At 75.4% G+C, this 11798-nt stretch carries 12 protein-coding genes; 7 read left to right on the top strand and 5 right to left on the bottom strand.

The window, feature by feature from the left end:
• The first annotated feature begins 236 nt into the window (after positions 1-236).
• The 4 genes from manA (at position 237) to ABD823_RS13895 (ending at position 4505) form a co-directional block, all read left to right on the top strand.
• Positions 237-1319, top strand: a complete 1083-nt coding sequence (gene manA, locus ABD823_RS13910; RefSeq protein WP_344859495.1) for a mannose-6-phosphate isomerase, class I — start codon at positions 237-239, stop codon at positions 1317-1319.
• Between the two features lie 232 nt (positions 1320-1551).
• Positions 1552-2541 (top strand): AraC family transcriptional regulator, encoded by a 990-nt coding sequence (locus tag ABD823_RS13905; protein ID WP_344859493.1) that lies wholly within the window; start codon positions 1552-1554, stop codon positions 2539-2541.
• A gap of 171 nt (positions 2542-2712) precedes the next feature.
• A complete protein-coding gene (locus tag ABD823_RS13900) occupies positions 2713-3954 on the top strand; it encodes a styrene monooxygenase/indole monooxygenase family protein (protein ID WP_344859492.1) in 1242 nt (413 codons plus the stop codon).
• Positions 3951-4505 (top strand): flavin reductase family protein, encoded by a 555-nt coding sequence (locus ABD823_RS13895; RefSeq protein WP_344859490.1) that lies wholly within the window; start codon positions 3951-3953, stop codon positions 4503-4505. Before ABD823_RS13900 ends, ABD823_RS13895 begins: the two co-directional genes overlap by 4 nt.
• Before the next feature lie 13 nt (positions 4506-4518).
• On the opposite strand, the gene ABD823_RS13890 is transcribed toward ABD823_RS13895, so the two are convergent.
• Both ABD823_RS13890 and ABD823_RS13885 read right to left on the bottom strand, forming a co-directional pair.
• A complete protein-coding gene (locus ABD823_RS13890) occupies positions 4519-5253 on the bottom strand; it encodes a CHAP domain-containing protein (protein ID WP_344859489.1) in 735 nt (244 codons plus the stop codon).
• A 241-nt stretch (positions 5254-5494) separates the two neighbouring features.
• Positions 5495-5869: a hypothetical protein gene (locus ABD823_RS13885; RefSeq protein ID WP_344859488.1), complete on the bottom strand. Its 375-nt coding sequence runs from the start codon at positions 5867-5869 to the stop codon at positions 5495-5497.
• A gap of 288 nt (positions 5870-6157) precedes the next feature.
• Here ABD823_RS13885 and ABD823_RS13880 point away from each other — a divergent pair, with 288 nt between their 5' ends.
• Positions 6158-6919, top strand: coding sequence for a hypothetical protein (locus tag ABD823_RS13880; RefSeq protein WP_344859486.1), 762 nt, complete (start codon positions 6158-6160; stop codon positions 6917-6919).
• Between the two features lie 19 nt (positions 6920-6938).
• Here ABD823_RS13880 and ABD823_RS13875 read toward each other — a convergent pair whose 3' ends face one another.
• Both ABD823_RS13875 and ABD823_RS13870 read right to left on the bottom strand, forming a co-directional pair.
• Positions 6939-8381, bottom strand: a complete 1443-nt coding sequence (locus ABD823_RS13875) for an amino acid permease (RefSeq protein ID WP_344859485.1) — start codon at positions 8379-8381, stop codon at positions 6939-6941.
• Positions 8382-8540: 159 nt separating this feature from the next.
• Complete coding sequence (locus tag ABD823_RS13870) at positions 8541-9047, bottom strand: AAA family ATPase (protein ID WP_344859483.1); 507 nt, start codon at positions 9045-9047, stop codon at positions 8541-8543.
• A 138-nt stretch (positions 9048-9185) separates the two neighbouring features.
• Here ABD823_RS13870 and ABD823_RS13865 point away from each other — a divergent pair, with 138 nt between their 5' ends.
• The gene (locus ABD823_RS13865) at positions 9186-9569 is read left to right on the top strand and encodes a response regulator transcription factor (RefSeq protein WP_344859481.1); all 384 of its coding nucleotides are present in this window, start codon (positions 9186-9188) and stop codon (positions 9567-9569) included.
• A gap of 134 nt (positions 9570-9703) precedes the next feature.
• Here ABD823_RS13865 and ABD823_RS13860 read toward each other — a convergent pair whose 3' ends face one another.
• On the bottom strand, positions 9704-10378 hold the full coding sequence (locus tag ABD823_RS13860; RefSeq protein ID WP_344859479.1) for an endonuclease V: 675 nt from the start codon (positions 10376-10378) through the stop codon (positions 9704-9706).
• A gap of 326 nt (positions 10379-10704) precedes the next feature.
• Between ABD823_RS13860 and ABD823_RS13855 the strand changes: the two genes are divergently transcribed.
• Positions 10705-11760 (top strand): CHAP domain-containing protein, encoded by a 1056-nt coding sequence (locus tag ABD823_RS13855; protein WP_344859477.1) that lies wholly within the window; start codon positions 10705-10707, stop codon positions 11758-11760.
• Positions 11761-11798 lie beyond the last annotated feature (38 nt).

Below are 11798 nucleotides of genomic sequence, written 5' to 3'. Positions count from 1 at the left end.
CCGGCACCGCGATGATGCTGCTGATGTGGGCCGCCGAGCTGCCCCTGGTCACCAAGACCCCCGCGTCCGCAGCCCTGGAACTCGGGCGCCCGGCGCCTTCCCGCGCTCCGCCGCGCGGAAGCGGCCGCGGGGAGCCCGGACCGAGGCGGCGAGAGACGATTGACATCGTTGTCATGAGGATCGTAGATTCATCTCGCTTATCCGGTTAATCGGCAGCCCCCGAGCGAGGAACCCGCATGTACCCGCTGGCCAACCCCGTCAAGGACTACGCCTGGGGGTCGCGCACCGACATCGCCGCCCTCACCGGGCGGCCCGTGCCCGCCCCCGGCCCCGAGGCGGAGATGTGGCTCGGCGCCCACCCCGCCGGCCCCTCGCTGCTGGCCGGGCAGGACCGCTCGCTGGCCGCCGCCGTCGCCGCCGACCCGCACGGGCAGCTGGGCGAGGCGGTGCTCGCCCGGTTCGGCGCGCGCCTGCCGTACCTCATGAAGCTCATCGCGGTCGCCCGGCCGCTCTCCTTGCAGGTCCACCCGTCGGCCGAGCAGGCTGAGGAGGGCCACGCGCGCGGCGTCTACGGCGACCCCTGGCCCAAGCCGGAGCTCGTCTGCGCGCTGACCCCGTTCAGCGCGCTGGCCGGGTTCCGCCCGGCGGAGGAGGCCGCCGGGATGGTGGCGGGGCTGGGCCTGCCCTCGCTGGGGGAGGTGGTCGCGCTGTTGCGGCGGGGCGCCGTCCTCGACGCCCTGCGCGTGCTCCTGGAGGAGCACCGCGAGACGGAGGGCATCGCCCGGGCGGCCGCCGAGGTGGACGGCCCCGACCACGCGCTGACCGTACGGCTGGCGGAGCTGCACCCCGGTGATCCCGCCTGCCTGGCCCCGCTGCTGCTGCGCCGGCACGAGCTCGCCCCCGGCGAGGCGCTCTTCCTGGGCGCGGGGGTGCCGCACTGCTATCTGCGGGGCTTCGGGGTGGAGATCATGGGTGCCTCCGACAACGTCATGCGGGCCGGGCTCACCCCCAAGCCGGTCGACGTCCCGGAACTGCTGCGCGTCACCGATCCGGCCGCAGCTCCGCTCCCGGTGCGGGCCCGCGACGGCGTGTACGCCGTCCCGGCCGAGGAGTTCCGGCTCCGGAGGCTGGCCGGGGAGGGCGGGCACCTGCTGCCCGGCGGCGCACCCCGCATCCTGCTGTGCACCGAGGGGGCGGCGGAGGCCGGCCCCCTCCGGCTGACGGCCGGCGGGTCCGCCTTCGTCCCGGCCTCCCGCCGGGACGTCGAGGTGACCACCACCGGCGTCGTCTTCTGCGCCGAGCCGGGCACGGCCCCGTAGGCCGCCCCCGCGCCGGGCGGACTCCGTCCCGCCGCCGCAAGGGACCCCGGCCGCCCGCGCGCCCACTCGCCCGCCGGCCGCGCATCCGCCCCCACCGCACGTCCCCCGCCGCGGATCCGCCCTTCTGTGCATTCATACGTGGTCGGCCGGTTCCGGATCCGTGACCATCGCGTGCACGCACCGCGCCCGCGCGCGGCGCGCACGCGACGGGCACCGGGCCGGGAGGGCACCGATGGGACAGGCACGGGAGCGGGTTCCGCTCGAAGACAGGCCGGTCTTCGGCACCGGGGACCTCGACGAGGCCCGCGAGCAGGTGGCGAGGGTGTTCTGCCCGCACCGGCTGGAGCTGACCGGGCGGGCCCCGCGGCTGGCCGCCCGGCTCAACTCCGCGCGGCTCGGCGCCGTCCGGGTGAGCTACCTCGACTACGGCGCGGACGTGCACATCGAGCCGGGTGAGCTGGAGTCCTTCTTCCTCGTGCAGATCCCGCTCGCCGGGCGCAGCCTGATCCGGTGCGGCGGCCAGGAGATCGTCTCGACCCCGCGGCTGGCCTCCCTGCCCTCGCCGACCGAGTACCTCGACATGCACTGGGAGGCGGGCTGCCCCCAGCTGATCGTCAAGTTCGACCGGTCCGCGGTCGAGGGCACGCTGGAGCGCATGCTCGGGCGGCGGCCCGACCGGCCGGTCCGCTTCGAGCCGGGTGTGGACATGACCGCCGGCTGGGCGCGGTCCTGGCGGGCGATGGCGGACCTGCTCGTCCGGGAGGCCGGGCGCGACGACGGGCTCGCCGCGCAGCCGCTGGCGGTCGCCCACCTGGAGAGCGCCCTGCTCACCTCGCTGCTGACGATGCAGCCCTCGAACCACCGCGACCTGCTGAACGCGCCCCGGCCGCCGGCGGTGCCCAAGGTGGTGCGCCGGGCGATGGAGTTCGTCGACGGCCACGCCCACGAGCCGCTGACGACCGACGACGTCGCCCGCGCGGTGGCGGTCAGCGGGCGCTCACTGCAGGAGGGGTTCCGCCGCCACCTCGGCACGACGCCGATGGAGTACCTGCGGGACGTGCGGCTGAGCCGGGTCCACGGCGAGCTGACCGCCGCCGACCCCGCCCGCGTCACGGTGACCGCGGTGGCCGCGCGCTGGGGGTTCTGGCACCAGGGCCGGTTCGCCGCGGCCTACCGCGCGAAGTACGGGTGCCCGCCCTCGCGGACGCTGCGCGGCCGGTGACGGCTCCCCGTGCGGGGCCGCGGGCCCGGCGGAGGGTCCGCGCCAGGCGGACGGAACCCGCGCCGAGCGGATGGCCCGCACGGCGGCGCCCGCCGTACGTTCTGATCAGGCGCCGAACCGACCATCCCCTCCCGGGGGCCGTCCCCTCAACCTGAGAAAGGACGCACCACCATGCGCAGAATCCTCATCGTCGGCGCCGGGCAGGCCGGGCTCCACCTCGCCCTCGGCCTGCTGCGCCACGGCTACGACGTCACCGTCGTCTCCAACCGGACCCCCGGGGAGATCCGCGGCGGCCGGGCCATGTCCAGCCAGGCCGTGTTCGGCACGGCCCTCGGCCACGAGCGCGCCCTCGGCCTGGACCTGTGGGGCGACGCCTGCCCGCCCATCGAGGGCATCCAGCTCACCGTGCCCGGCCCCGGCGGCGGCCGGGCGATCCACTGGGCGGCCCGGCTGGAGACGCCCGCCCGCTCGGTCGACCAGCGGCTGAAGATGCCCGCCTGGATGGCGGAGGTGGAACGGCGCGGCGGCAAGCTGGTGATCCACGACGCCACGGCCGGCGACCTGGAGGAGTACGCCGACCGGTACGACCTCGTCCTGGTCGCGGCGGGCAAGGGGCCGATCGCCTCGCTGTTCGAGCGGGACGCGGCCCGCTCGCCGTACGACGCCCCGCAGCGGGCCCTGGCGCTGACCTACGTCACCGGGCTGGTGCCGCGGCCGGAGCACTCCGCGGTCTGCTTCAACCTGATCCCGGGGGTCGGCGAGTACTTCGTCTTCCCGGCGCTCACCGTCACCGGCCCCTGTGAGATCATGGTGTTCGAGGGGCTGGTCGGCGGGCCGATGGACTGCTGGTCCGATGTGCGCACCCCCGCCGAGCACCTGGCCAGGAGCCGGTGGATCCTGGAGACCTTCCTGCCGTGGGAGGCCGAGCGCTGCGCCCGAGCCGAGCTCACCGACGACGGCGGCGTGCTGACCGGACGCTTCGCCCCGACCGTGCGCAGGCCGGTCGCGACGCTGCCCTCCGGCGCGCCGGTCCTGGGGGTCGCGGACGTGGTCGTGCTCAACGACCCCGTCACCGGGCAGGGGGCCAACAACGCCGCCAAGTGCGCGGCCTCCTACCTGGAGAGCATCCTGACGCGCGGCGGGCGGCCGTTCGACGCCGCCTGGATGGAGGCCGCCTTCGAGCGCCACTGGGAGACCGCCCGGCACGTCACCGCCTGGACGAACGCGCTCCTGGCGCCCCCGCCGCCGCACGTGCTGGAGATCCTCCGGGCCGCGGGCGGACTGCCGGAGGTGGCCGCCCGGTTCGTGAACGGCTTCGACGACCCGTCCGACTTCGCCGGGTGGTTCATGGACCCCGCCGCGGCGGGCGGGTACCTGGCGCGGGCGCGCGAGCGGGAAGGGGCACGGCGATGAGCACGGCGACGGGGGAGGCCGCCAGGAGCGCGGCGACGGGGGACACCGTGACGGGGGAGGCCGGGACGCTGCGTGAGGCCTTCGGGCAGTACGCGACCGGGGTGGCGGTGGTCACCGCCGCCGCCCGGGGCGGGGAGCGGGCGGGGGTCACCGTCAACTCGTTCACCTCGGTCTCGCTCGACCCGCCGCTGGTGCTGTGGTGCCTGGCCCGGCGCTCGGCCGCCCTGCCGGTCTTCCTGGCGGCGGGGCGGTTCGCGGTCAACGTCCTGGCGGAGGACCAGGAGCACCTGTCCCGGCGGTTCGCCGCGCCGCTGCCCGACAGGTTCGCCGGGGTGGAGGCGCCGCCCGGCCCGGGCGGCGCACCGGTGCTCGCCGGCGCCCTGGCGCACTTCGCCTGCCGTACGGTGGCCGTGCACCGGGGCGGTGACCATCTGATCCTGGTCGGACAGGTGGAGCACTTCCGGCGCTGGGAGGGGGAGCCGCTGATCTTCCACGCGGGACGCTACCGCCGCGCGGCGTCCCCGGAGCCGCTCCCGGTGCGCTGCGCGTAGCGCGCCGCCCGGCTCACCAGCCCGCTCCGGCGGCCCGCGCCGGGGCGCCGGAGCGGGGTCCCCAGATCGCGGGGTACTCGGGGTAGCCGTAGCCGACGACCTCGCCCTTGCCGCGGACGCGCTGCTCGACCAGTCCCCTGTCGGTGTTGCCCTCGATGGTGGTGATCGTGCCGTCGCCGTTGTCCTTCTTCACCAGGCCCATGTGGTCGATCCGGTAGACGTCCTCGCCGCTCCCGCCTCCGCCGTCGATGTCGAAGAAGGCGAGGGCGCCGGGCACGGCGGTGGTGCCCCAGCGCCCGTCGAGCTGGAAGCGCCGGGCCCAGGTGACGACGTAGACGTCGGAGCCGGTCGTGGACCGCAGGCCGACCTGCTCGGCGACCCAGGAGACGAACATCGCGCACCAGGGGGCGTTCACGTAGGCCTGCACGGTGTGGCCGTCGCGGGCCGCGGTCTCCCAGGCCCGCTCGGTGCCCATGTACCAGGAGTGGAACTTGGTGCCGCCGCCCTCGGCGTTCTCCCGGATGCCGATCTGCTGCTCGGCCACCCGCAGCATGCGCTCCAGCGCCGCGTGCGCAGGCCGCTCCATCGGGACGTACGGCCCGGCGGGCGGTCCCGCCCCGCTCCGGCCGGATCCGGCGGACAGCAGGGCGGGGGCGCCGGCGAGGGCCGTGGCGGCGACGAGCACGGCGCTGAGCGCCAGGCGGGGCGGACCGGGGGGGAGGGAACGAGGAAAGCGGGCACGAATCATTCCGGGTTCACTCCTTGTCTCCGTGCCGCCACCGGACCGGTCGGCGGCAAGAGGATCACGCGAGAGTTAATCGGACTATCTTCGCTTTTTATGACAAATGATCATACCCGTTCTCGGACGGTTCACCCCTCCGCGAGGTCCGGGGGCCGGGCGGGGCGGTGGCGGGGCCGGGACGGGGCCGCCGGGCCGCCGCCCTCACCGGGGCGGCGGCCCGGCGGTCATCCCGGACCGGACCCGGGGCTCAGCGGGCCGCCCGCACCGGCTCGGCGCGGCGCGGCTCGGGCTCCGGGGCGGCGGCCGGGCCGGGGTGCGACGCCTCGGGCGCGGGGGCCTGCTGCGCCGTCTGCTGTGCGGGGGCCTGCTGCGGGGAGGCCTGCCTGGCGGGCGTCTCGCGGGCGGGGGAGGGCGGGGGCGCGGCGCCGTCCTCGATGAGCCGGACCGCCCGCTCCAGCTCCTCGGCCGTCTCCGCCTCGGCGTGCGAGGCGCCGGAGGGCCGCCGCGCGCGGGAGAGGGCCCAGAAGTGGCGGGTGTGCTCGCCGTACCAGACCGTCCAGCCGGGCAGCCGTGCGGCCAGCGCGCGCGCCGCGGCCTTGCCTTCGGTGATCTCGTTCGCCATCGTGACCCTCTTTCGTGGTGCGCCCTGCCGGTCCGGCAGTACAGCGGCCGGGACGATTGCCTTACCCAGGAACACCCGTCCCATCCGGATCGGGGCCCGCCGCAGACGGAATCTTTACCGAAATCCCGCCCGTCACCGGGCTTGACCTGCTCGGACGTGCCGCCGACGGGTGCGGTGCCGGCACCCGGAAGGTCGGCCGCGAAGGGTTGTCTCTTACCAAAAATGGTCAAAGGACCATAAAAATCGCATATGGTGACGATGTCCTCATGGTCTTGTCGGAAGGCCGCCATGCCGTCGCATCTGTTCGATCTCTCCCCCGGCCGTCCCGGGCGGCCGGGGCGCCGGGCGGACGGCCGTCCCGGCCGCGGTACGCCGGGCAGGCGGACCGCCGTCGCCGCCGTGCTCGCCCTCGCCGCCGCACTGCTCCTGGCCTGGCCCGCGGACCCGCCGCTCCTCCGGGCGGCGGCCGGCGGCGCACTGGTGTGCGGGCTGCTCCTGGCGCTGCCACGGCGCCGTGCCCGGCGGAGCGGCGGCGCCCGCACCTCCCCCCTCCCGCACGCGGCCGCCCCGGGAACGGCGCGGACCGGAGCACTCGGTGCGGAGCCGGCCGTGCGCCCCACCGTCCCGGCCGCGTACTCCGCCGGCTCCACCGCGCGCCCCGCCGCGGACGCGCCCGGCGGCCCGGGCGGATCCGCCGTCGCGGTCGGCGGGACCTACCGGGTGCACGTGCCCGACGCGCGGTACGGGGATCTGCGGCCGGACCTGCAGCGGGAGTACGGCGGGCTGCGCGGCGGCGCCTTCGAGATGACGGTCACGGAGGTGCTCGTCGTCGACGACGTGCCGATGGTCGAAGGGGTGCGCGTGGTGGAGTCCGGCGGCGTCGACATCGGGCTCACCCCCGAGCAGGCGGCGGCCCTGTGCCTGCGGCCCGGCGTCGCCTACCGGGTGCGCGGCGGGCTGTACGACGCGGACGGGCGCGAGGTGGAGGTGCCGGCGGCGGTGACGGCGCGGGTCCCGGCCCGCTGGCTGCACCCGCCCGCCACACCCTGACCGGCCCCGCGCGGCGGCCCTACGACGGCTCCCCGGGCCCTTCCGGTCCCGCGCGGTCCGCCCCGGCCAGCGCGGAGTGCCGGTAGGAGTAACCGAAGTACACCGCCAGGCCGAGCACGAACCACACGGCGAAGCGCGCCCAGGTCTCCCACTGCAGGAAGGTGATCAGCCAGAGGGAGAAGAGCACGCCGACCGCGGGCACGACCGGCATGCCCGGGCAGCGGAAGGAGCGCGGCATGTCGGGCCTGCGGTAACGCAGCACGATCACCGCCGTGCACACGACGGCGAAGGCGAGCAGGATGCCGATGTTGGTCAGCTCCGCCGCCTCCGCGATGGGCAGGAACCCCGCGATGAGCGCGGAGACGGCCCCGGCGATCCAGGTCACCCGCGTCGGCACGTGCCGGGTCGGGTGCGTCCTGGCGAACCACTTCGGCAGCAGGCCGTCGCGGCTCATCGCGAACCAGACCCGGGTCACGCCGAGCATGAACGTGAACATCACGGTGAGGATGCCGACGATCGCGCCGACCGCGATCACGTCCGCCAGGCCGCGCAGGCCCGCCGCCTGGAAGGCGGAGGAGAAGCCGCTCTCCGGGTCGATCTCCGTGTGGTGCTGCATGCCCGTCAGCACCAGGCAGGCCAGCACGTACAGGACCATCGAGACGGCCAGCGAGTACACGATCGCCTTCGGCATGTGGCGCTGCGCGTCCCTGGACTCCTCGGCCGCCGTGCTCATCGCGTCGTAGCCGAAGACGGCGAAGAACACCGTGGCGGCCCCGGTGAGCGCGCCGCCGAGGCCGTAGGGGAAGAACGGCGTGTAGTTCGCGATGTCGACGTGGAAGACGCCGACGCCGACGACCAGGAGCACCACGGCGACCTTCAGGACGACGACGGCCGTCTCGAAGCGGGCCGCGCTCCGCATGCCGAGGTTCAGCAGGAAGGCGATCAGCAGGCACAGGGCCGCCGCGAACAGGTCCACCCGGTGCCCCTCGCCGGTGCCCGGCGCGCCCAGCATCCACGCCGGCAGCGCCACGCCCAGGTCGGTGAGGAGGAACGAGAAGTAACCGGAGATGCCGATGGCGACCACCGCGACGATCGCGGTGTACTCCAGCAGCAGGTCCCAGCCGATGAACCAGCCCGCCAGCTCGCCGAGGACCGCGTAGCCGTAGGTGTAGGCGGAGCCGGCCTTCGGGATGAGCCCGGCGAACTCCGCGTAGGACAGCGCCGCCGCCGCGCTCGCCACCCCGGCGATCAGGAACGACACCACGACCGCGGGGCCGGCCGTGCCGTTGGCGACCGTGCCCGCGAGCGTGAAGATGCCCGCCCCGATGATCCCGCCCACCCCGATCGCGGTGAGCTGCCAGAGCCCGAGCACGCGGGTGAGCCGCTCGCTCCCGCCGCCCTCCGGCTCGCCGAGGTGCTCGATGGGCTTGCGGCGCAGCACGCCCGATCCTGCCCGGAGCATGGCCATGACCGTCATCTCCCGTGGTCGACGGCGCGGATCGCCCGCCTTCCCCAGGCTAGCCGTCGCGCGCGTCCCTGTCCCGTCCGCGGCGCCGCCGGACGGCGGCCGTGCCGCCGCGCTCCCTCCGGACGCGGCCGTACCTTCCGCGGCGTGCGCCGGTCACGGGGGTCTCTCCGGCAGCGGCCGCACGGTGAACCCGCCGCGACCGTCGAAGCCGACGGTGAACAGCTCGTCGAACCCGTCGGCCAGGCGTGGGCGGCGCAGGCGCTTGAGAGTGGCGTACAGGCCCACCTCCGGGACCCGGGCCCGCCCCTGCCGCGCGGCGTTGCGCTCCAGGGAGGCCGCCAGGTCGGGCGGGAACCAGTAGCCGACCACGCGGGCCCCGTGCCCGCGGGCGACCTCGATGAGGGGCAGCCACTCCTGCGGGGAGGGGTTGGTGTTGTCCACGGCCACGTCGCGTCCCTCCTCCAGCGCCGCGCGGATCAGCCGGAGCTGCCGCTCCTGGCGCCGCCGGGCGCGCGGGAAGTGGTCCTTGCTCACGTGGGCGTGGGTGGCGGCGAGCACCCGGTGGTAGAAACTCGTCTTGCCCGAACCCTGCAGGCCGATGAGGATCGCGACCTCGCGGCGGGGTACGGTTCCGGAGGGTCCCTCGCGCCGGTCCGTCACCCGTCCCAGTGTGCCGCAGGGGTCCCCGGCGGACGGGCCGCGGTCCTCGTCAAATTCGCGCAAAGGGCACGAGGCCGGTATGAATGTCGCTGGTCAGGGCACTGACTTAACGGGGACGCGCTCTGTTGGGGGTGAGACATGGCCAGGGTTCTGACGGTGGAGGACGACACCGACATCCAGTTCGTGATCAGTTTCGCGCTGAAGAAGGCCGGGCACGAGGTGCGGATGGCCAACGACGGGCTGGCGGCGATGGATGCTCTGGCCGAACGGCTGCCCGATGTGGTGATCCTCGACTGGATGATGCCGGGGCTGTCCGGCCCCGAGGTGTGCCGCAGGCTGAGGGAGATGCCGGGCGGGCAGAACGTCGCGGTGCTCATGCTGTCGGCCAAGTCGGAGCAGGCCGACGTGACGCAGGCGTTCGAGGCGGGTGTCGACGACTACATGACCAAGCCGTTCAGCCCCAAGGACCTCGCGACCCGGGTGCAGGACCTGCTGGCCCGGGTGGCGGGGACCCATCTCTGAAGCTTCTCCGCCCGCGCGGGCCGCGCCCGGCCCGCGCCCTCGCCCCCGCCCGCACGCCGCGCCGATCCCTTAGCGTGCCGGTCCGTCCCGGTGCCCCGCGCCGGTGAGGAGGCGCCCCCGGCCGGAGGCCGCCGTCAGGAGGCCGCCCGCAGGGCCGCCCGGGAGAGCCGGTCGGCGGCCCGGGTCGTCTCCGGGAGGCGGTAGCGGGGGCTGAGCGCCAGGACGTGCCGGCAGGCCGTGTCCAGGTCGATGCGGTGGCCGACGGAGACGAAGACCGGTTTGACGCCGTCCTGCGTGCGCAGCACCCGGCCCACCACGTCGCCGTCCAGCAGCAGCTCGCTCCAGTCCCCGCGTCGGTGGCCCGGCTCGCGGTGGGAGCCGACGAAGGCGGTCTTGCCCACGCCCACGGTGGGCAGGCCGGTGAGCACCCCCAGGTGGCAGGCCAGGCCGAAGCGGCGGGGGTGCGCCAGGCCGTACCCGTCGCAGACGATGAGGTCGGGGACCGCGGTGAGCCGCTCCAGCGCCTCGACGAGGGAGGGCAGCTCCCGGAACGCCAGCAGTCCGGGGACGTACGCGAACGCGGTCCGTCCGGCCACCGCGACCTGCTCGACGATCCGGTGGGTCGCCGCGTCGAGGACGACGACCGCGGCCGCGAGCCGGTCGCCGCGGTAGGCGACGTCCACCCCCGCCACGGTCGCCGGGCGGGCGGGGCCCGGGCCCGCCAGGTCGAGCCCGGCCCGGAGCGCGTCCTGCACGGCCTCGGCCTCGGCGGCGGTCTCCGGCCACGGGTGGGAGAGCTGAATCTTCACAGGGCGTGACGATATCCCGCGGACCGGGCACGCGCGACGGCCGTGCCGACCGCTCCGCCGGGCCCGGGCGCGCGGTGCCGACGGTCCGTGAGCGGGATCGCGACCCTCGCCGGAGACGGTGACCCAACGTCACCGCCCTTTTTGCCTCAGTAACGGTCCGCGGTCGCCGACGGTCTAGGCGACAGCAGGATGTGCGCGGACCGTGGTTGCCCGCAGGTCTGCGCCGGTCCCGGCGGGTGGTCCTCCCCGCGCCGGGAGCCTTCTCCGGCCCGCCACCCGCCGTGGTGCGGGCCCCTCCCCGCGGGCAGCAGAAAGGGAACGCGTCCTTGTCCGCTCTGTCGCGCGTCTTCTACCGCGGGGGCGTCTCCGCGGGCCTGGCCCTCGCCGCCGTCACCGGGTTCTCCGTCCTGTCCGCCGGACCGGCCGCCGCCGACGCCCGCACGGCCGTCGACCACAGGCTCGATGCGACCCCCTTCGGGGACATGCAGGCCCGGATCGCCGAGATCCAGTCCAACATCGAGACGCTCCGGAGCGGGACGGCGCAGCGGCCGTCCGCGGCCACCGGGCCCTCCGCGCGGACCGGGACCGGCGGGGCCTCCGGGACGGCCGTCCCGCAGGTGGCGGGCCAGGACCGGCTCGCGCAGGTCCAGGCGCAGATCGCGCAGGCGCAGGCCCAGCTCCGAGGCGGGCTCCAGGCCCCCGCGCAGCCGGGGACCGGCGGGGCCGGGGACCCGGCGGGGGGCCTGGCCGGAGGTCTCACCGAGGACCTCGCGGGGAGCCTCGCGCAGAACCTCGCCGGGAATCCCACGCAGGGCCTCGCGGGAGGCCTCACGCAGGACCTCGCGGGGAGTCTCGCGCAGGAGCTCGCCGGAGGGCTCCAGGCGCCCGGCCTGCCGGCCGCGGAGAGCGGGGCGCACAGCAGCGCCGCCGCCCAGGTGCGGCGGGTCGTCTCCACCGCGCTCGCCCGGGTCGGCGAGGGCGAGAAGAAGGACGGCACGACCTCCTACGGCACCTGGTACGACCGCTACACCGGCCAGAAGGGCTTCGCCGCCGCGGCCTGGTGCGACATGTTCCTGGCCTGGGTCGGGGTGCAGAACGGCGTGCAGGACCGGATGGGGGTCTTCGCCTACACCCCCTGGCACGCCGAGTGGTTCGACGAGCAGGGCCGTTTCGACCGCAAGCCGAAGGTCGGCGACCTGGTCTTCTTCGACTGGGCCGGCTCGCGCAGCATCGCGGCGATCGACCACGTGGGCCTGGTGACCGGGGTGAACCCCGACGGCTCGGTCACCACCGTCGAGGGCAACATCAGCGACAGGGTCGTCACCCGCACGCGCACCATGGCCAACATCGTCGGGTTCGGGCACCCCGCCTACGGAAGCTGATCCTCGCGACCTCCCCGGCCGTCCGCGCCGTCCCGTGC

This window comes from Planomonospora alba (assembly GCF_039534085.1).
Taxonomy (GTDB): Bacteria; Actinomycetota; Actinomycetes; order Streptosporangiales; family Streptosporangiaceae; genus Planomonospora_B; species Planomonospora_B alba.
The sequence above is the reverse complement of the archived record's forward strand: the minus strand, read 5'-3'. Positions and strand labels throughout refer to the sequence as shown.